Raw genomic sequence first — 19,722 nt, 5'->3', positions numbered from 1 at the left:
GATGACGGCACCTACGGGGACGTCCTGCCTGCGGGCTCGTCAGGCCACCTCGGCCATCGATCGCGTACTGAGCGAGGAGGGAACGGCGTGACCGCCCGTCCGCAACCTCAAAGCCAGCCGACCCCGGAAGCTGGCCATGCCGTGCGGCGGACAACGCAGAGCACGACTCCTGTGAGAGCCGGTCGCGATGTCGCGTGCCCGCCTGGCACTGATGGGGCGGCTTCTACCCGGGCGTACGGCGACATCCGCCGGCTGCGCTGCACGGCTCCGGTCCGGGGGCGGTGCGGAACCGCCCCCGGACCGGTCACCGGCAGGTCCAGCGCACCGGCCGGACCTGGTCGTCGGACTCGAGCTTCCCGCCGAGCACCCGACCGTCGTCGCTGAAACTGGTCACCCCGCCCTGCCGCTCGCCGCGCCAGCCGTCCGGCACGGGCAGTTTCACCGACCTCGTGTCGGTGATCACGCCGGGGACGTCATCGGAGACCCAACCGGCCATCCAGCCCCGACCGTTGCCGGTCCCGGACCAGAGGGTGCCCTTCAGTACGTCCGCCTGCCCGGTCCGCAGGTCTATCCGCACCGGGTACCTGGTTATGCCGTTCCGGGGAACCACCTTGGTGTCACGTTCGGCGGTGCCGGTCACCCAGCCACCGGCCAACGACAGGGGCAGGAACCGGTCGGCCTTCCCGCCGGGCACCCGCGGCAACGGCAGCACCTCCGGCCGGGCGGCGCCTGGACGCCACACAACCGCGCGGGTGGGCTTGTCCGGATGCCCGTCGGACATCGCGGCCAGGATGGTGCCGTCCTCGTCGATGCCGATGGCCGCGCCCTCCCATTGCGGGCCGGGCAGTGGCAGGTCGACCGGCCGGCTCTGGTACGAGTCCCAGACCACCGGCAGTTGCTTGAACCCCGGCTCCCAGGCGTGCCCCAGACTGCGGTAGCCGACGATCCGGCCAGCGTCGTTGACGGCCGTCGCGCCCTCGGACGTTCCCCCGGGCAGGCGGATGACCTCGCCGTCGCGCACCGCCCACGCCTGCAACTCGTTGCCGGCCCCTAACGACGAACCCACAGCAAGGCCTGCCCGGTTCACATCCGTCAACTCCTGCATCGAGCCCGGCAGCTGGACCTCCCGGACCCGGTCCCCGTCCCAGATCAGCAGGCCGAGATCCATGCGGCCCTGCCCCTGCGGGGCCCGACGGCCCACCAGCCACCGGCCGTCCGGGTCACTGCCGGTGACCGCGGCCCGTGGATCGCCCGGCACGGGTAGCAGTGTGGCGGTGCAAATCCCCTGCCACGGGCCGGTCGGCCGCGGTTCCGGCAACGGCATCGACGGGCTGGGGCTCGCGGCCGGCGCAGGCGCCGCCCGTCCGTCCCCGTCCAGCGCCGCCGGCAGCGCGGCCATCGCCAGCACACCCAGCGCGGCCGCCCCGGCCGCCGCCACCCGGCGGTTGCGTCGCCGCCGGCGGGCCTCCCGGATCGCCCCCGGCAGGTCGATCCGGGACGGGCCGGCCGGCTCGTCGTCCAGCCACCGCAGCCGGTCGGCGACGTGTTCGTCATCGGTCCTCATGCCCACCGCTCCTTTCCGGTCCGGCCGGCCATCTCGCGGTCCCCGAGCAGCCGTCGCATCGCCGCCAGGCCGTGCGAGGTCTGGCTCTTCACCGTGCCGGGCGAGCAGCCCAACGTCCGGGCCACCTCCTCCACCGGCAGGTCGTGCAGGAAACGCAGCACCAGCACCGCTCGCTGGCGGGGCGGCACCTTGGCCAGGGCGTCGCGCAGCACGGTCTGCTCCTCGACGCTCCGGTCCTCGGTGGACCGCACGTCGGGTGGCCCGCCGAACAGGTGCACCCGCCACCAGCCGCGCCGCCGGGTGTCCAGGAAGTGCCGGACCAGCACCGTACGGACGTACGCGTCGAGATGCTCGACCTCAGCGATCCGCGCCCAACGCAGGTAGAGCCGCGTGGCGGTCTCCTGCACCAGGTCGTCGGCCAGGTCGCGGTCGCCGCATAGTCCGTACGCGAGCCGCCGCAGCGCCGGCAGGCGCGCCGTGACGTACTCGACGTATTCCTGGTCCGATGCGTCCGGCATCCGGCCACCTCCCTGGGGTTCGCTGTTCCAGACGGCACCGCGCCGGAAACGGTTGTACGCGATCGTGGAACAGGGCCCGAGGATGGCCGGATGGAGATCCCTGAGAGCGTTCGGTGGACCGGCCAGATCCCGGCGGGCCGGGCCTGGCGGGCGGTGCTGCCCGACCGGCTGGCGGAGTGCGTCGCGCAGTGGGACCTGGGGGTAATGGGACCCCCGTTCGAGTACGCGTTCGCCTCGCTGGCCGTGCCGGTCGAGCTGCCGGACGGTACCCCGGCCGTGCTGAAGCAGTGCCCGGACGACGACAGGACCGCAGGTTCTGGACGAAGGCGTGGCCGGCAATCACGACCTGCGCGGTCCGGTCAGTTCGCAAGGTCCAACGGATGCTCCGGCACAAGACGCTGCGGATCACCCTGGAGACATACGTCCACTGGTGGCCGAAGCGGGACCGGCCACGCGGCATCGTGGGAGCGTCCTACGGTCGGCGCTCTCGATCCAAGATCAAGCCTGATCCGTACTGAGGTTGAACTAGTCGATCAAGCCGGTTGAAAACCGCAGGTAAGGAGGTGAATGGTGGAGCCCAGGGGACTTGAACCCCTAACCCCTGCCTTGCAAAGGCAGTGCTCTGCCAGTTGAGCTAGGGCCCCGAGGCGGGCGGAGTCGCCCGGTGCTGGCAGTCGGAGGGAACGCTCAGCGCAGGTCAGGCGCGGTGGTCGCCTCGTGCCACAGAGCGCGCTCGTCGTTCGCGGCCTTCACCTTCTTGGCCACCACGGCGGCCACCCCGACCACGCCGACCAGGATCAGGAGCTTCTTGAACATGGGCCGACCCCTCGCGCTCGACTATCGTCGGACGATGTGCGGTGGGGCTAGCTGGAATCGAACCAGCGACCTCAGAGTTATCAGCTCTGCGCTCTAACCGACTGAGCTATAGCCCCGCGTAGCGACGAGCAAGGTTAACCCATCGCCGCCTCCGGCCCCAAATCGGGGGCCGGTGCGCCACGCCAATGAAGAACCTACCCGGATAGGCGACGCCGGGGCGACCGCATTACGCGGTGCCCCGGCGTCGTCGGAGTCAGTCCCGCTCGGCGAGCGTCAGCTCGATCCCGCCGACCAGGTCGGCGCAGACGTTGTAGACGAACGCGCCCAGCGTGGCGAGCGCGGTGAAGAGCACGACGTTGACCAGGCCGATCAGCGCGGAGCTCAGGATCACGCCCTTGGCGGTGATCTGGAAGCCGCCTGAGCTGCCCGAGCCGCCACCTGCGTTGACCAGGTCGGTCAGGCTGTCGTTGACGCTCTTGAACACGCCCATCGCGTCCAGGGCCAGGTAGAGCACCGAGGTGGCGACGACCACCACGATGAAGAGCACCACCGAGACCGCGAACGCGAACTTCATCACGGACCAGGGGTCGATCCGCTTGAGGTTCAGCCGGGCCCGGCGCGGTCCGCGCGACGCGGCCGAACTGACCGAGGTACGCGCAGCGCGTACCGCCTCACCCACGCGCGCGGCTCCGACGGCGGCCGCACCGCTGATAGCCGGCGGCAGGCCACCACCGTTGGCGGGGCGGCCGGCGGCGCCGGCGCGGGCGCCGTCCGGCGACGGCTTGGGCGCGGTGCCGAGACCGGCGCCCACCGTCGGCGGGGTGCCGGGAGTCCCGGGCGACGGCCGGCCCGTACCCGGTGTCTTGATCGCCTGGGTGGTGCCGGGCTTCGCCGCGGTGACCGACGACCCGGCCGGGCCGTCGGTGGAGGTCGGGGCGTCGACCGGGGCCTTCTCGGCCTTCTCGCTCGTCCCCGAGTCCTCCCCGGGCTTGTCCGGCGGCGGTGCCATGCCGGGGGCCCGGGTGAACTTCGGGGCAGGCGCGTCGGCGGGGACCGTGGCCCGGCCCACGGCCGCCCGGCCCGACGCTGGTGTACCGCCCTGCGCGGCCTCCTCGTCGACCGGGTTGGCCGAGGCCCCCGTGTTCCCCGACTTCGCCTGTGTCTCCGTCATCAACTAGTCCTGTTCGTCAGGCTCGTCGGCATTGCGAGCAATTGCCACGATAGTCACGCCGTCCGGGAGGTCCATCAGCTTGACCCCCATTGTGTTCCGGTCACGCGTACGGCGTACAGGCTTCACCGGAGTCCGGATGACGCCCCCGTTGCTGGTGATAGCGAAGAGTTCGTCGTCCGGGCTGATCACCGCAGCTCCGACCAGACCGCCACGTCGCTCGGTGATCTTCGCAGTCAGCACGCCCTTACCTCCCCGGCCCTGGACCGGGTATTCCTCGATCGGGGTACGTTTCGCGTATCCGCCGTTCGTCGCGACCAGCACGTCCATGTCCATACCCTCGCGGACGACCTCCATGGCCAGCAGTTCGTCCTCCTCGCTGAACCGCATGCCGATGACACCGGAGGTCGCCCGGCCCATCGGGCGCAGCGCCTCGTCCGTGGCGTTGAAGCGGATGGCCTGCGCGTTCTTGGAGACCAGCAGCAGGTCGTCCGTCGAACTCACCAGGGCAGCACCGACCAGCTCGTCCTCATCGCGCAGGTTGATCGCGATGATGCCGCCTGACCGGGGGGAGTCGAACTCCTCGAGCCGCGTCTTCTTCACCAGGCCGTTCTTCGTGGCCAGTACCAGGTAGGGCGCCACCTGGTAGTTCGGAATTTCGATGATCTGCGCGATCTGCTCGTCCGCTTGGAACGCGAGCAGGTTGGCCACGTGCTGGCCCTTGGCCACCCTACTGGCTTCGGGAAGCTCGTAGGCCTTGGCCCGGTAGACCCGACCCTTGTTGGTGAAGAACAGGATCCAGTCGTGCGTAGAGCATACGAAGAAGTGGCTGACGATGTCGTCCTGACGGAGGGTGGCGCCGCTGACGCCCTTCCCGCCCCGCCGCTGCGAGCGGTACAGGTCGACCTTGGTGCGCTTGGCGTACCCGGTGCGGGTGATGGTGGCGACCACGTCCTCGCGGGCGATGAGGTCCTCCATCGAGACCTCGCCGTCGAACGGCACGATCTTGGTGCGCCGGTCGTCGCCCCACTTCGCGACGATCTCGCCCAGCTCCTCGGAGACGATCCTCCGCTGCCGCTCCGGCTTGGCCAGGATGTCCTTGAGGTCGGCGATCTCCAGCTCGAGCTTGGCCAGGTCGTCGAGGATCCGCTGCCGCTCCAGGGCGGCCAGCCGGCGCAGCTGCATGTCCAGGATCGCGGTCGCCTGGACCTCGTCGATCTCCAGCAGCCGGATCAGGCCCTGGCGGGCGTCCTCGACCGTGGGCGAGCGCCGGATCAGGGCGATCACCTCGTCCAGCGCGTCGAGAGCCTTGGCCAGACCGCGCAGGATGTGCGCCCGCTCCTCCGCCTTGCGCAGCCGGAACGCGGTCCGCCGGCGGATGACCTCGATCTGGTGCTCGACGTAGTAGCGGATGAACTGGGCCAGGTTGAGCGTGCGCGGCACGCCGTCGACGAGCGCCAGCATGTTGGCGCCGAAGGTCTCCTGGAGCTGGGTGTGCTTGTAGAGGTTGTTCAGCACCACCTTGGCGACCGCGTCGCGCTTGAGCACCAGGACGATCCGCATGCCGGTACGCCCGGAGGACTCGTCGCGGATGTCGGCGATGCCGCCGAGCTTGCCCTCCTTGATCAGCTCGGCGATCCGCTCGGCGAGGTTGTCCGGGTTGACCTGGTACGGCAGCTCGCTGACCACCAGCGCCGGGCGGCCCCGCTTGTCCTCCTCGACCTCGACCACGGCCCGCATCCGGATCGAGCCGCGCCCGGTCCGGTACGCGTCCTGGATGCCGGCCTGGCCGACGATCAGACCGTAGGTCGGGAAATCCGGGCCATTGACGATCTCCAGCAGCGCCTCGAGCGTGGTGGGCTCGTCGGCCTCCGGGTGCTCCAGGCACCACTGCACCGCCGCGCCGATCTCCCGCAGGTTGTGCGGCGGGATCTTGGTGGCCATGCCGACCGCGATGCCCTCGGAGCCGTTGATCAGCAGGTTGGGAATGCGGGACGGCAGGATCGTGGGCTCCTTGGCCCGGCCGTCGTAGTTGTCCTGCAGGTCGACGGTGTCCTCGTCGATGTCCCGCAGCATCTCCATGGCCAGCGGGTCGAGCTTGCACTCGGTGTACCGCATGGCCGCGGCCGGGTCGTTGCCAGGCGAGCCGAAGTTGCCGTTGCCGTCGACCAGCGGGTAGCGCAGCGACCAGGGCTGCGCCATCCGGACCAGCGCGTCGTAGATGGCCGAGTCACCGTGCGGGTGGAACTGGCCCATCACGTCGCCGACGACCCGGGAGCACTTCACGTAGCCGCGGTCCGGCCGGTAGCCGGAGTCGAACATGGCGTAGAGGATCTTGCGGTGAACCGGCTTGAGCCCGTCCCGGACGTCCGGCAGGGCCCGCCCGACGATGACGCTCATCGCGTAGTCGAGGTACGAGCGCTGCATCTCGACCTCGAGGCCGACCGGCTCGATCCGGTCGTGCGCGACGACCGCGGCCAGTGTCTCCGGGGTCTCCGGCTCGTTCGGGGTGGACTCGGGAGTATCGGTCACTGTTAACCCTTATCAGACTCAGAGTCGTGTTCGTGCTGTGGATAACGGCTGTGGAAACCGGCCAGACTGTGGATAACTCTGTGGACCGCCGGGGCCGGCCGGTGGATCTCCGGCCGGCCCGGCTGGGTCCGTCAGATGTCCAGGAACCGCACGTCCTTGGCGTTGCGCTGGATGAACGAACGGCGTGCCTCGACGTCCTCACCCATCAGAACGCTGAACAGCTCGTCGGCGGTTGCGGCGTCGTCGAGCGTCACCTGGCGCAAGGTACGGGTGGCCGGGTTCATCGTGGTCTCCCACAGCTCGGGGTAGTTCATCTCGCCGAGACCCTTGAACCGCTGGATGTCGTCCGGCTTGGCGTTGGGCTTCTTCTGCTGGCGCAGCGCGATCAGCCCGTCCCGCTCCCGGTCCGAGTACGCGTACTGGGCGTCGTCGCCCTTCTTGTTCCACTTGATCTTGTAGAGCGGCGGGGCGGCCAGGTAGACGTGCCCCAGCTCGACCAGCGGCCGCATGAACCGGAACAGCAGCGTGAGCAGCAACGTCTGGATGTGCTGGCCGTCCACGTCCGCGTCGGCCATCAGCACGATCTTGTGATAGCGCAGCTTCTCGATGTCGAAGTCGTCGTGGATGCCGGTGCCCAGCGCGGTGATCAGCGCCTGGACCTCGTTGTTCTTCAGCACCCGGTCGATCCGGGCCTTCTCCACGTTGAGGATCTTGCCGCGGATCGGCAGGATCGCCTGGGTACGCGGGTCGCGGCCCTGCTTGGCGGAGCCGCCCGCCGAGTCACCCTCGACGATGAAGACCTCGGACTCGCGCGGGTCGGTGGACTGGCAGTCGGCCAGCTTGCCCGGCATCGAGCCGGACTCCAGGAGCGACTTGCGCCGGGCCAGCTTCCGCGCCTGCTGTGCGGCGATCCGGGCGCGGGCCGCCTGGGACGCCTTGGTGATGATGATCTTCGCCTCGGCCGGGTTCCGGTCGAACCAGTCGACCAGCGACTCGTTGCAGACCCGCTGCACGAAGCTCTTCACCGGGGTGTTGCCCAGCTTGGTCTTGGTCTGGCCCTCGAACTGCGGGTTGGTCAGCTTGACCGAGATGATCGCGGCCAGCCCCTCGCGGATGTCCTCGCCGGAGAGCCGCTCGTCGCCCTTGAGCAGCTTCTTGTCCGCGCCATACCGGTTGACGACGCTGGTCAACGCAGCCCGGAAGCCCTCCTCGTGGGTGCCACCCTCGTGCGTGTTGATGTTGTTGGCGAAGGTGTAGACCGACTCGCCGTACGACTCGTTCCACTGCATGGCGATCTCGACCGACATGCCCTCCTCCTCGGCGCCGAACTCGACCACCGTCTTGTGGATCGGGGTCTTCGACGCGTTGAGGTGCCGGACGAAGTCGGCGATACCGCCCTCGTATTGGAAGGTCACCTCGCGCGGCTTGCCCTCCTCGGTCTCCTCGACCCGCTCGTCGAGCAGGTGGATGGTGAGGCCACGGGTGAGGAAGGCCATCTCCTGCAGGCGCCGGTAGATGGTCTGGAAGTCGAAGTCGACGGTCTCGAAGACGTCCGGGTCGGGCCAGAAGGAGACCGCCGAGCCGGTGCGGTCGGTCGGCTCACCCTTCTCCAGCGAGGTCGGCTTGGAGTGGTGGTACTGCTGCCGCCAGACGAAGCCGTCCTTGTGGATCTCCACCGCCATCTTCGTGGAGAGGGCGTTCACCACGGACACGCCGACGCCGTGCAGACCACCGGAGACCGCGTACGCCTTGCCGTCGAACTTGCCGCCCGCGTGCAGCACGGTCAGCGCGACCTCGACACCCGGCTTCTTCAGCTTCGGGTGGAGGTCGACCGGGAAGCCACGCCCGTTGTCGGTGACCCGTACGCCGCCGTCGGCCAGCAGCACCACGTCGATGGTGTCGCAGTATCCGGCCAGCGCCTCGTCCACCGCGTTGTCGACGACCTCCCACACGAGGTGGTGCAGACCGCGTTCGCCGGTGGACCCGATGTACATACCGGGCCGCTTCCGGACCGCCTCCAGCCCCTCGAGAACGGTGATCGACTCGGCGCCGTACTTCTTGTTGTCCTCCGCTGCCACCCTCGGCCACTTTCTCGCACCGACCACGCCAGGGCGCGGGGCGCGGGTTCGGCGGACAGCACGCGACGTCGGCGCACGTACCGGTCCCCGGATCTCCAGGTCACGGATCGCGTGCGCCGGGCGCCGCGGTCGCCCGCGGATCGCGATCGGCTCGACCCGATCCGGGACAATGATCAAGGGCCCTGGGGCCCCTGTCCGTCGCTCCGTGTCGGGTTTTTCGTCTCGCCGTCAATCTTACTCTGCGCGCACGACTAAACCGCCACTCGGCACCCCTGCGCGGCGGCTGAGAACTCCGTAGCCGGCCGAATCGCGCCGTCCGCGACTCCCCCTACACACCAACGACGGCTTCCGGTCGCGGCGGGGCTTCAGGCCGGCCTTCATTCAATCAAGGGCACCGGAGGCCGGATCATGGCCGCCAGTCGAGCTGAAGCGTCGCTGAGCCCCGATCCAGGGTGCCATCCCATCGGTACCGGCACGTAACCGACCGGGGGTCGCGGCGGGCCCCGCCGTGCCGTACCTTTGCGGCGCCGCCGCAGCGGTCTTGATCTTTGGCGGACGGAACCGGGACGATCGACCCGATCGGTCCGACAACGCACTTGGTAAGAGGTGACGCCAGATGGGGCTGGACAACGTCGCGGTGCACTGGCCGCGGACCGGCCGCTTCTACGACCCGGTCGCGCCGGCCGAGTTCGTCGACTTCGGCGAGATCGTGGACCTGCCACAGATCTCCGCCCCCACCGCGGCGCTCGCCGAGTTGATCGCCAAAACAGGCACGGTACGCGCGACCGCGTACACCGAGCTGGTCGACCTGATCCTCGGCCTGGAAAATGTGCTCTACGCCACGGAGAACGCGGCCGAGGATGAGGACCCGGTGATCGACCCGGACGGCTGCTCCTGGATCGCCGACGGGGTGGAGAAGTTCGTCGCCCGGCACCGGCCGATCGGCGAGGCGGTGACCTTCGAGTCGGTGAGCGAGGTGCTCCGGTCGCTGCTGGGCGACGGCCGCCTGGCCGAGCAGCAGCTGCGCTGGCTGGACAGCCGGCTCGACCGGTTGCGCGACGAGAACGGCGACCCGCCGCAGTGGAGCTTCACCTGCGCCGAGCTGGGCGTGCTCGCGGCCTTCTACCGGCGCTGCGCCGACCGCGGGTTCGCCGTCTACGCCGACGCCTGACCGGCGCCTCCTGGCCGCTGCCCCGCCCGGGGCCCCGCCCGCCTCGCTTGATCAACACCAGATCGGCGAGGTGGCGGGGTCGGCCGCGCTCGGAAGCCGCCACCTCGGCGAGGTGGCGGTCGACCCCGGCCGGGCAAAGCCGGACGGTCAGCCGTACGTGTCGCGGGGTCCGCGGCCGCGGACCCGGCGCGGGCCGCGCGACCAGGACGGCGCGGCCGGGCCGTGGATGTGCAGTTTGCGGACCACGTTGTGGCCGACCTCGCGGGCGATCTGCTGAAGCAGTGAGCCGGCGAGCAGCCGGAGCTGGGTCGCCCACGCCGTGGAGCGGGCCTCCACGGTCAGCTCACCGTCCTCGAGCTTGACCGGCCGGCTGTGCTGCGCCACCTCCGGCCCGACCACGCGTTCCCAGGCGCCGAAGACCGTCGCCTCGGCCGCCGGCTGCTGCCAGCCGCGCGCCTTGACAAGCTTGTCCAGCACCGCACCGAGCGGCTGCGGATCGCGCGGATCCGGTCCGGGACCGGAGTAGCCGCGCAGCCGCCGCTCCCCGTCCCCGCGTACCGCGCTGCGCCGGCGGGTGCCGGCAGCCGCCTGCCGGCGGGCCTTCGCCGCGTCCAGCACCGCCCGGGCCAGCTCCGGCCCGGAAGCCCCGGCCGGCAGATCGCCCGCAGCGCCCGACTCGGCACCACCGGCGCCGTCCGCACCGCGGCCGTCCTCGGGGGTACGCCCGCCGCGTCCCGGCCCCAGCCGGGCCGGCGGGAGCTGAACCTCATCCGACACGGCGCACCGTCCCCTCGCCCACCGCGTACCGGGTGCCGCGCAGGGCTGCCGGCACGTCCTCGTCGACCGCGCAGGTCACCAGGAGCTGGCTGGCAGCGCCGACCAGCTCGGCCAGCCGCTCCCGGCGGCCGGCGTCCAGCTCGGCGAAGACATCGTCCAGCACCAGCACCGGCTCGATGCCGTCGGCGCGCAGCAGGTCGTACCCGGCAAGGCGCAGGGCCAGCGCGTAGGACCAGGACTCGCCGTGGCTGGCGTACCCCTTGGCGGGCAGCGGGCCGAGGGTGAGAGCCAGGTCGTCGCGGTGCGGGCCGACCAGCGTGGTGCCGCGTTCGATCTCCGCCGACCGGTTCTCGGTCAGCGCGGCGCGCAGCGCGTCCGCCAGCACCGTACGGTCGGTGGTCGGCTCGGTCAGCTCCACCGACGGCCGGTAGGCGATCCCCGCCGCGCCCTTGCCCGCGGCCACCGCGTCGTAGGCCTTTGCCACGTGCGGGGCGAGCGCGGCGACCAGTTCCAGCCGGGCGGCCAGCAGCTCGGCCCCGTGCTGCGCCAGGTGGGTGTCCCAGACGGCGAGGGTGGAGAGGTCCCCACCCCGCGACCCGCCCGTCTTGCGGGCCAGGTACGCGGTCCGCAGCAGGGCGTTGCGCTGCTTGACCACCCGCTCGTAGTCGGCGCGCACCCCGGCGTACCGGGGCTGCCGGGTGACCAGCAGGTCGTCGAGGTAGCGGCGGCGCTCGGCCGGGTCGCCGCGGACCAGCTCCAGGTCCTCCGGGGCGAACAGCACCAGCCGCAGCGCGCCCAGCACGTCCCGGGCGCGCCGGGCCGGGGACCGGCCCAACCGGGCCCGGTTGGCCTTGCCGGGGACGATCTCCAGCTCGACCAGGAGCTCCCGGCCCTCGTGCACCACCGCGCAGCGGATCACCGCCGAGGCGGCGCCCATCCGGACCAACGGGGCGTCCGTGGCGACCCGGTGCGAGTCCAGGGTCGCCACGTAGCCGAGCGCCTCGACCAGATTGGTCTTGCCGACCCCGTTGGGGCCGATCAGCACGTTCGGGCCCGGCTCCAGGTCGACGCCGACCCGCTCGTACGAGCGGAAGTCGACCAGTTCGAGCCGGCGGACGTACACAGGCGGTGGATACCGGTCAGCTGGCGCGACGGACGACGGCGTGCCCGCCGAACTGCTGGCGCAGCGCGGCGACCGCCTTCATGGCGGGCGAGTCATCCTGGCGGGACGCGAACCGGGCGAACAGGGAGGCGGCGATGACGTTCAGCGGCACGGCCAGCCGGACCGCCTCGTCCACCGTCCAGCGGCCCTCGCCGGTGTCCTCGGTGTAGCCGCTCAGCTCGGCCAGCTCCGGATCCTCGTCCAGCGCCCGGTCGAGCAGGTCGAGCAGCCAGGAGCGGACCACCGTGCCCTCGCGCCAGGACTTGAAGACGCCCGGCACGTTGGTCACCAGTTCCGACTTGGCCAGCAGCTCGTAGCCCTCGGCGTACGCGTGCATCAGGCCGTACTCGATGCCGTTGTGCACCATCTTGGCGTAGTGGCCGGCGCCGACCGGGCCGGCGTGCACGAAGCCGAACTCACCCGCCGGCTTGAGCGCCTCGAAAATCGGCATCAGCCGCTCGACGTGCTCCTGGGCGCCGCCGACCATCAGGGCGTACCCGTTCTGCCGGCCCCAGACGCCGCCGGAGACGCCGACGTCGACGTAGCCGATGCCCTGCTCGTTCAGGCGCTCGGCGCGCGGGGCGTCGTCGCTGAACCGGGAGTTGCCGCCGTCGATGATGATGTCGCCCTCGCCGAGGACGCCGGCAAGCTCGTCGATGGTGGCGTCGGTGACCCCGGCCGGGACCATCACCCAGACCGCACGGGGCGACTCCAGCTTCTCGGCCAGTTCCGCGAGGCTCGCGACGTCACTCAGCTCCGCGTTGCGGTCGTAGCCGACCACCTCGTGGCCGGCGGCGCGCAACCGCTCCCGCATGTTGCCGCCCATCCGGCCGAGTCCTACCAGGCCGAGCTGCATCTGCTCCTACCTCCGTACGTCTGTCTTGCTGGGGCGCGATCAGCGGGACACGCGGATCGGCATGATGAGGTACCGGTACCCCGGGATGACCTCGCCATCCTCACCCGCGGGAGAGATGACCGCAGGCTTGAAGGCGTCGACGAACGCGAGCAGGGCGTACTGGGCGCCGAGGTTGGCCAGGCCGTCGATCAGGTACTGCGGGTTGAAGCCGATGGTGAGCGGGTCGCCGGTGAAGGTGGCCTCCATGGCCTCGCTGGCCCGGGCCTCCTCGGTGCCGCCGGCCTCCACGACCAGGCCGTCGGCGCTGAAGCTCAGCAGCACCGGCGTGGTCCGCTCGGCGACCAGGGCGACCCGCTTGACCACCTCGATCAACGTGCTGACCGGCACCCGGGCCTCAGCGTTGTGGCTGGCCGGGAAGAGCGAGCGGACCGGCGGGTAGTTGGCCCCGTCGAGCAGCCGGCTGGTGGTCCGGCGGGTGCCACCGGAGAAGCCGATCATGCCCTCGCCCGCGCCGCCCTGGGACAGCGCCATGGTCACCTGGCCGCCGAGCGGGCCGAGGGCCTTCGCGGTGTCGTGCAGGGTCCGGGCGGGCACCAGCGCGTTGAGGCTCACCTCGGGGTCGTCCGGGTTCCACTCCATCTCGCGCAGCGCGAGGCGGTAGCGGTCGGTGGCGAGCATCGCTAGGGTGCTGCCGGAGAGCTCGATACGTACGCCGGTCATCATCGGCAGCGTCTCGTCCCGGCCGGCGGCGACCGCCACCTGGGCCACCGCGGCGGCGAAGGCGGCGGCGTCGACCGTGCCGGCGCTCTCCGGCATCTCCGGCAGGGCCGGGTAGTCCTCGACCGGCATGGTCGGCAGGGTGAAGCGGGCGCTGCCGCAGACCAACTCCAGGTGGGCACCGACGGCGGCGATGTCCACCGGCTTGGCCGGCAGGGCCTTCGTGATCTCGGCGAGCAGGCGGCCGGAGACCAGCGCGGCGCCGTCGGCGTCGCCCTGCACCTCGACGGTGACCTGGCTGGAGACCTCGTAGTCGAAACCGGAGACCTGGAGATTGCCGTCGGTGACCCGGAGCATCACTCCGGCCAGCACCGGTACGGAGGGTCGGTTGGGCAGGCTCTTGGCGGTCCACGCGACCGCCTCGGCGAGCGCGTCGCGCTCCACTCGGAACTTCATCAATGCCTCCGCGTCGACGTCAGCGACAACTCTCTCATGCCGACCGCTGCCACCCGTCCCGCCCGACCGGCGGGTACCCCTCGAACCTTAGGTCGCGCGGGCATCGGCTGTGCGCCCGACCCCGTGGATCCAGGTGCCGGGGCGACTGCCGACGGCAGCGTTCCGGCCCGATCCACAGGAAGTCCAACGGTGATGATTGGTTTTTGTTGTTTAGAAGAGATAACTCATCGTCTTCATCGCACCTGTGCAAACTGTGGAGAACCGGCGTCCGCGCAGGTCAAACAGGTTATCCACCAGTGGTTTGGCTGTGGAGAACCAGGGGTACAACCGGTGTTCTGGTCCACAGCCCGCGCCGGCCCCCAGGTTGTCCACGGTTGTCCACCGGTTGTCCACCGTTAATCCACGGGGTTTCTCCCCAGCGTTGTGGACGGGCCGGACCGCGTTGATCGACGTCATCCCCAGAACCTTCAACAGGCCGCCCACAGGCTGACCGTCGGCCGTGGACAACCCGGCCGTTGTCCCCAGGCGTCCACAGCGTAGTCCCCAGGAGTTGTCCACAGTCTGTGGGTAACCGCGCCGAGACGTAGCGTGGTTTTCCACCGTCTGTGGAACAGGGGGTGTGGACAACGAAGCCGAGCTGTGGACGAACACGACGCCGATCCTGGGCCCTCGACCGGGTGGAGGGTCAAGCTTCCGACGTCCGCCGGCATGAAAAAGGCCCGGCCGGAAGTCCGGCCGGGCCTGCGCCACGGTTGCGGGGCGGACGAAGAAGTCAGGTGGTCTGCTTGATCCGGTTGGTCAGCTCGGCGATCTGGTTGTAGAGCGAGCGCCGCTCCGCCATCTGCTGGCGGATCTTCCGGTCGGCGTGCATGACCGTGGTGTGGTCCCGGCCGCCGAACGCCTGCCCGATCCGCGGCAGCGACAGGTCGGTCAGCTCGCGACACAGGTACATGGCCACCTGGCGGGCGTTGACCAGCACCCGGGAGCGGGAGTGGCCGCGCAGGTCCTCCAGGCTCACCCCAAAGTAGTCGGCGGTGGAGACCATGATCTGGTCGGCGGTGATCTCCGGGCCGGCGCCGTCCGGGATGAAGTCCCGCAGCACCTCCTCGGCGAGCGACAGCTCCACCGACGAGCGGGTGAGGCTGGCGAACGCGGTGACCCGGATCAGCGCGCCCTCCAGTTCCCGGATCGAGTTCGACACCCGCGAGGCGATGAACTCCAGCACGTCCGGCGGCGCGTACAGGCGCTCCTGCGCCGCCTTCTTCTGCAGGATCGCGATCCGGGTCTCCAGGTCCGGCGGCTGGATGTCGGCGAGCAGTCCCCACTCGAACCGGGTCCGCAGCCGGTCCTCCAGCGTCGCCAACTGCTTCGGCGACCGGTCGGAGGTGATCACGATCTGCTTGTTGGCGTTGTGCAGGGTGTTGAAGGTGTGGAAGAACTCCTCCTGGGTCCGCTCCCGGTTCTCCAGGAACTGGATGTCGTCGATCAGGAGGATGTCCACGTCCCGGTAGCGGCGCTGGAACGCGCTGGTCTTGTCGTCGCGCAGCGAGTTGATGAAGTCGTTGGTGAACTCCTCGGTCGAGACGTACCGGACCGAGCGGGCGTTGCCCAGCGTCGTGGCGTAGTGCCCGATGGCGTGCAGCAGGTGGGTCTTGCCCAGCCCGGAGCTGCCGTAGATGAAGAGCGGATTGTACGCCTTCGCCGGCGACTCGGCCACCGCGACACTCGCCGCGTGGGCGAAGCGGTTCGACGAGCCGATGACGAACGTCTCGAACATGTACTTCGGGTTGAGCCGGTTGCCGCCGGTCTCCCCGCCACCGGGCAGCCGCCGGTCGGCCTGGCCGCCGGGGCGGTGGTCCGGGCCGCTCCGACCCGGCCCGCTGTCGGTGGCGCCGTCCCGGGGCAGCCCGCGTAGCGGTGTGTCGGCCGGGCCGGGGTGTTCCCGGTAGCGGGGCTCGTACCCGCCGGCGTCGGGAGCCGGGGACTCGACCCGGGACCGCTCGTCGAAGCCGCGGCGCTCGGGGCCGCGCATCGGCTCGGTGAAGGCCGTGCTGAACAGGGTGTCCTGGCCGTCCCGGCTGGCCGGGATCAGGTGCGGCCGGCCGCCGTCGGGCGTGCGCTGCCGCGGCGCCGGCTCCTCGATCGGGGGCTCGGTCGGCTCATCGGCGTACGGGGTCTCGGGCCGGCCCGGGTAGCCGAGCTCGGGGAAGTCGGGTGCTTCGACCGGCGGGCCGGGTTCGAGGCCGGCGAGCAGGTCCAGCGGGGCGTCGCGGTCCGCCGATTCGGGACCGGTGCGGTAGACGGTGCCGGCCGCGCGGCTGCCCGCGTCCTCGGCGACCCGCACGGTGACGGCCACCTGGATAGGCCGGCCGAGCCGCCGGCTGAGGGCCTCGGTGATCGCCGGGCGCAGCCGCGACTCGATCACGTCCCGGGTGAAGGCGTCCGGTACCGAGAGCAGGGCGGTGTCCTCGACGATCGCCCGCAGCCGGGTGAGCCGGAGGTACGCCCGTTGCTGCGCGGAGATGATCTCGTCGGCGAGCTCCTCGGTCGCCGCCGTCCACACCGCGGCAAGTTCGGTCGCTCCGGTCACCGTCGTGCCACCCCCTCGCCTCTGCTCCCGACCACCGCTGCTGTCCATCGGCAGTCCCGGCCCGCCACCGCGTACGCGCGGGCGTACGCCACGCCCACCCGGACGGCTGACCGGTCGTCATCCACAAGTTATCCACAGCCTGTGTGTACCGACCGATTGTGGCCGCCCACCGGACGCGGGTCGGACCTGCCCCCCTGGTTCGCGGGAGGCGCTGAAGCGGGTTCACCGTGCCGAACGATTCACTACCTTGTCCGGTCTTGCCGATCAGCGACAACCCGGAGCCCGACGCTGACCGCAATCGGGCACGCTAACAGCGGGGACCCCGCGCGTTCAACCGTCGACACCGTGGCAGCCTTGTCAACATCCGCGAAAACCGCCCCTTCGGTCGCGCTCCCAGGGGCGGCCGGGGTGGGAGTGTGTGATGTTTGACGGCTATTGCCCCCCTGCGTAGGCTGGAGCGGCTGCTCTCTCGCCCTCTGCTAGGGTGATGGGTGCTTGCTGTCCGCGGTCGCTTCCCCGTATCGCCGAGGTCCCGCGTCGCCGGGCAGCACCGATCGGAGGTCACCGGGAAGGTGGCCTGGACCACCACACGACCCCGGGCGATCCCCCGCGCGGGGCGTACGACAACGGAGAGCCTGACGTGAGCAAGCGCACCTACCAGCCGAACAACCGCCGGCGCGCGAAGACCCACGGCTTCCGGCTGCGCATGCGCACCCGTGCCGGCCGCGCCATCATCTCGACCCGTCGCGCCAAGGGCCGCGCCCGCCTGGCGGCCTGAGGCCGACCGGTCCGGTCCGGGGACGTGGGCAGAGGTGCTGGCCGCCGCGCAGCGACTGCGGCGCAGTAGCGACTTCGCCGCAGCGGTCCGGGGTGGCCGACGCGTCGGCCGTGGTGCCGTCGTGGTGCACCTGACCCTCCCCGAGCAGACCGGACCCACCGCGACAACCTCGCCGGAGCCGGCGCGGGCCAGCGGTGCGGAGTTCCCCGCACCGAGCCGCGCCGGCTTCGTCGTGTCCAAGGCGGTCGGTAACGCGGTGGTCCGCAACAAGGTCCGACGCCGGCTGCGGCACCTGGTCCGCGAGCGCCTGACGGACCTGCCCGCCGGTGCCACGCTGGTGGTACGCGCACTGCCCCAGGCCGCCGACGTGTCGTACGCCCGGCTGGGGGCCGACCTGGACGCCGCCGTCGCCGCCGCGCGTACCCCCCGGGGTCGGCGGGCCCGGTGAGCGGCGGGAACGCCGCGCCGCGGCCGACGACTAGCGGTGCCCGCATGCTGCTGGTGCCCATCATCGCGTACCGTCGGTGGATAAGTCCGGCACTGCCGGCCCGCTGCCGGTTCTACCCGTCGTGCAGTGCCTACGCCGTCGAGGCGGTCTCCCGGCACGGTGCACTGCGGGGAGCCTGGTTGACGGTCCGGCGGCTGTCGCGCTGCCACCCCTTCCACCCTGGTGGACACGACCCGGTGCCGGAGCCGGGCGACCGCCGCCGTGCCGACGTGACTGGAGCCTGAGTGTTTAGCCTCGACTGGGTCTACTACGCCATTTCGTGGATCCTGCTGACCTGGCACTCGGCCTGGGACGCCATCGTTCCGGCCGAGGCGGTGATCGGGACGAACTGGCCCTGGATCCTCGCCATCGTCTTCCTGGTGGTGACGGTCCGGGTGATCCTCTTCCCGGTCTTCGTCAAGCAGATCAAGTCGCAGCGGGCGATGCAGGCGCTCCAGCCCAGGGTCAAGGAACTCCAGGAGAAGCACAAGGGTGACCGGGAGACGCTCCAGAAGGAGATGATGGAGCTCTACCGGAAGGAAAAGGCCAACCCGCTGATGGGCTGCCTTCCGATGTTCCTCCAGATTCCGGTCTTCCTGGGCCTCTTCCACGTGCTGCGGCGTCTGGACCCGAACAAGCAGGCCAAGACGCTCTACGGCTGGACGGTCGACCAGTTCGAGAGCGCCTCGCACGCCAAGCTCTTCACCGCCCCGATCTCCGGCAAGTTCGGCTCCACCCCGGCCGAGCTGGCCAGCCTCGGTGCGAACGGTCACACGGTGAAGCTGATCGCCGGCGTCCTGGTGCTGATCATGATCGCCACCACGTACCTGACCAGCCGCCAGATGATCCTCAAGACCGGCTGGGCGGAGGACCCGCAGCAGCGGATGGTCCAGCGGCTGATGCTCTACGGCATCCCAGTGTCGCTGCTGGTGTCCGGCGCGATCTTCCCGATCGGTGTGATCATCTACTGGGTCACCAACAACCTCTTCACCCTCGGCCAGCAGCAGTGGGTGCTGCGGAAGTTCCCCCCGCCGCCCACCGCGAAGACCGGCACCGCCGCGCGGACCGGGGCCCAGCCGGCCAAGACCGGTGGCCTGCTCGGCCGCAAGGCCCAGCCGGCGGTGAAGGCCCCGGCGACCGCGCCCAAGGTGGCCGGCCCGAAGCCCGGCGCCAAGCCGGTCAACCCGAAGAAGAACCGCCCCGCCAAGCGGCAGGGCTGAGCCTCCGGGCCGCCACCGGGATCCCGGTGGCGGCCCGTTCCGGCCCCCGAGCTGCCGCCGTACGGTCGGCGCCGGGCCGGAACCGCCGCGCGGAGCGCGGTCACGGGCGAAACTGGCCCGTACAGACGTGCCCGAGGGCATCGGCGAACCCCGCGCCGCCCCGGGAGACCAGCGGACCCGACGGTCCGGCCGAGCGAGTACGGAGATGAGACCGTGACCGACACCAGCATCCCCAGCGCCGAGCAGTCCCTGGACGAGGAGACCGTGCCCACCGAGGAGGCCGAGGAGACCGGGGCCGAGTCGACGACCGCGGAGAAGAAGGCTCCGGCCGACAGCGACCTGTTCCGGCAGAGCGAGATCGCGGCGGACTACGTCGAGGGTCTGCTCGACATCCTCGACTACGACGGCGACATCGACGAGCTGGTCTCCGGCGGCCGCCCGGTCGTCGAGGTGGTCGGCGGCCGTCTGCAGAACCTGATCGGCCAGCGCGGCGCCACCCTGGAGGCGCTCCAGGAGCTGGCCCGGCTGGCGGTGTTCCGGCAGACCGGTTCGCCCAGCCGCCTGCTGCTCGACGTCGGCGGCTACCGGGCCGCCCGGCGCAAGGAGCTCGCCGCCGTCGCGAAGAACGCGGTGGAGAAGGTCAAGGAGTACGGCGAGCCGGTGCGCCTGGAGCCGATGTCCGCGTTCGAGCGCAAGTGCGTGCACGACGTGGTGAACGCGATGAGCGGCGTGGAGAGCGAGTCCGAGGGCGTCGAGCCGAACCGCCGCATCGTTGTCCGGCCGGCGGCGGACTGACGGGGTGACCCACGACGAGACGACGGCGGGTGCCGTG

The 19,722-nt window shown here is 70.8% G+C and carries 17 protein-coding genes and 2 tRNA genes; 6 read left to right on the top strand and 13 right to left on the bottom strand.

Annotated features, from left to right (window positions below; all coding sequences use genetic code 11):
* Window positions 1–304 precede the first annotated feature (304 nt).
* The 8 genes from ACFYML_RS17960 to gyrB form a co-directional block, all read right to left on the bottom strand.
* On the bottom strand, window positions 305–1,564 hold the full coding sequence (locus ACFYML_RS17960) for a hypothetical protein (protein ID WP_387421654.1): 1,260 nt from the start codon (window positions 1,562–1,564) through the stop codon (window positions 305–307).
* Window positions 1,561–2,082 (bottom strand): SigE family RNA polymerase sigma factor, encoded by a 522-nt coding sequence (locus tag ACFYML_RS17955; RefSeq protein ID WP_387421653.1) that lies wholly within the window; start codon window positions 2,080–2,082, stop codon window positions 1,561–1,563. The genes ACFYML_RS17960 and ACFYML_RS17955 overlap by 4 nt, the downstream gene beginning before the upstream one ends.
* 568 nt (window positions 2,083–2,650) lie before the next feature.
* Window positions 2,651–2,726, bottom strand: a tRNA-Ala gene (locus tag ACFYML_RS17950).
* Window positions 2,727–2,769: 43 nt separating this feature from the next.
* Entirely contained in the window at window positions 2,770–2,898 is a 129-nt protein-coding gene (locus ACFYML_RS17945; RefSeq protein ID WP_241825427.1) for a DLW-39 family protein, read from the bottom strand.
* A gap of 42 nt (window positions 2,899–2,940) precedes the next feature.
* A tRNA-Ile gene (locus tag ACFYML_RS17940) sits at window positions 2,941–3,014 on the bottom strand.
* A 137-nt stretch (window positions 3,015–3,151) separates the two neighbouring features.
* Window positions 3,152–4,069 carry a DUF3566 domain-containing protein gene (locus ACFYML_RS17935; protein ID WP_387421652.1) on the bottom strand — a complete coding sequence of 306 codons (918 nt, stop codon included), beginning with the start codon at window positions 4,067–4,069 and terminating at the stop codon, window positions 3,152–3,154.
* Between the two features lie 3 nt (window positions 4,070–4,072).
* The gene (gene gyrA, locus ACFYML_RS17930; protein ID WP_387421651.1) at window positions 4,073–6,598 is read right to left on the bottom strand and encodes a DNA gyrase subunit A; all 2,526 of its coding nucleotides are present in this window, start codon (window positions 6,596–6,598) and stop codon (window positions 4,073–4,075) included.
* A 131-nt stretch (window positions 6,599–6,729) separates the two neighbouring features.
* Complete coding sequence (gene gyrB / locus ACFYML_RS17925) at window positions 6,730–8,676, bottom strand: DNA topoisomerase (ATP-hydrolyzing) subunit B (RefSeq protein ID WP_387421650.1); 1,947 nt, start codon at window positions 8,674–8,676, stop codon at window positions 6,730–6,732.
* 616 nt (window positions 8,677–9,292) lie between these two features.
* Between gyrB and ACFYML_RS17920 the strand changes: the two genes are divergently transcribed.
* Complete coding sequence (locus ACFYML_RS17920) at window positions 9,293–9,847, top strand: hypothetical protein (protein ID WP_387421649.1); 555 nt, start codon at window positions 9,293–9,295, stop codon at window positions 9,845–9,847.
* 147 nt (window positions 9,848–9,994) lie between these two features.
* Here ACFYML_RS17920 and ACFYML_RS17915 read toward each other — a convergent pair whose 3' ends face one another.
* The 5 genes from ACFYML_RS17915 to dnaA form a co-directional block, all read right to left on the bottom strand.
* A complete protein-coding gene (locus ACFYML_RS17915; RefSeq protein WP_387421727.1) occupies window positions 9,995–10,591 on the bottom strand; it encodes a DUF721 domain-containing protein in 597 nt (198 codons plus the stop codon).
* A 22-nt stretch (window positions 10,592–10,613) separates the two neighbouring features.
* Window positions 10,614–11,747: a DNA replication/repair protein RecF gene (gene recF, locus ACFYML_RS17910; protein WP_387421648.1), complete on the bottom strand. Its 1,134-nt coding sequence runs from the start codon at window positions 11,745–11,747 to the stop codon at window positions 10,614–10,616.
* A 16-nt stretch (window positions 11,748–11,763) separates the two neighbouring features.
* Window positions 11,764–12,642, bottom strand: a complete 879-nt coding sequence (gene gnd, locus ACFYML_RS17905) for a phosphogluconate dehydrogenase (NAD(+)-dependent, decarboxylating) (RefSeq protein ID WP_357434428.1) — start codon at window positions 12,640–12,642, stop codon at window positions 11,764–11,766.
* Between the two features lie 39 nt (window positions 12,643–12,681).
* Window positions 12,682–13,815 (bottom strand): DNA polymerase III subunit beta, encoded by a 1,134-nt coding sequence (gene dnaN, locus ACFYML_RS17900; RefSeq protein WP_387421647.1) that lies wholly within the window; start codon window positions 13,813–13,815, stop codon window positions 12,682–12,684.
* Between the two features lie 772 nt (window positions 13,816–14,587).
* Entirely contained in the window at window positions 14,588–16,453 is a 1,866-nt protein-coding gene (dnaA, locus tag ACFYML_RS17895; protein WP_387421646.1) for a chromosomal replication initiator protein DnaA, read from the bottom strand.
* 592 nt (window positions 16,454–17,045) lie between these two features.
* On the opposite strand from dnaA, the gene rpmH reads away from it, so the two are divergent.
* The 5 genes from rpmH to ACFYML_RS17870 all read left to right on the top strand — a co-directional run bounded on the left by rpmH (window position 17,046) and on the right by ACFYML_RS17870 (window position 19,685).
* Window positions 17,046–17,183 (top strand): 50S ribosomal protein L34, encoded by a 138-nt coding sequence (gene rpmH / locus ACFYML_RS17890; protein ID WP_073836962.1) that lies wholly within the window; start codon window positions 17,046–17,048, stop codon window positions 17,181–17,183.
* Between the two features lie 34 nt (window positions 17,184–17,217).
* Window positions 17,218–17,631: a ribonuclease P protein component gene (rnpA, locus tag ACFYML_RS17885; protein WP_387421645.1), complete on the top strand. Its 414-nt coding sequence runs from the start codon at window positions 17,218–17,220 to the stop codon at window positions 17,629–17,631.
* Window positions 17,632–17,675: 44 nt separating this feature from the next.
* Window positions 17,676–17,915 carry a membrane protein insertion efficiency factor YidD gene (yidD, locus tag ACFYML_RS17880; protein WP_222870422.1) on the top strand — a complete coding sequence of 80 codons (240 nt, stop codon included), beginning with the start codon at window positions 17,676–17,678 and terminating at the stop codon, window positions 17,913–17,915.
* Window positions 17,916–18,890 carry a membrane protein insertase YidC gene (yidC, locus tag ACFYML_RS17875; RefSeq protein WP_387421644.1) on the top strand — a complete coding sequence of 325 codons (975 nt, stop codon included), beginning with the start codon at window positions 17,916–17,918 and terminating at the stop codon, window positions 18,888–18,890. It abuts the gene before it with no gap.
* Window positions 18,891–19,103: 213 nt separating this feature from the next.
* Window positions 19,104–19,685, top strand: a complete 582-nt coding sequence (locus ACFYML_RS17870) for a protein jag (protein ID WP_387421643.1) — start codon at window positions 19,104–19,106, stop codon at window positions 19,683–19,685.
* Window positions 19,686–19,722 lie beyond the last annotated feature (37 nt).

It is taken from the genome of Micromonospora sp. NPDC007230, assembly GCF_042869115.1.
Classification (GTDB): domain Bacteria; phylum Actinomycetota; class Actinomycetes; order Mycobacteriales; family Micromonosporaceae; genus Micromonospora.
The sequence above is the reverse complement of the archived record's forward strand: the minus strand, read 5'-3'. Positions and strand labels throughout refer to the sequence as shown.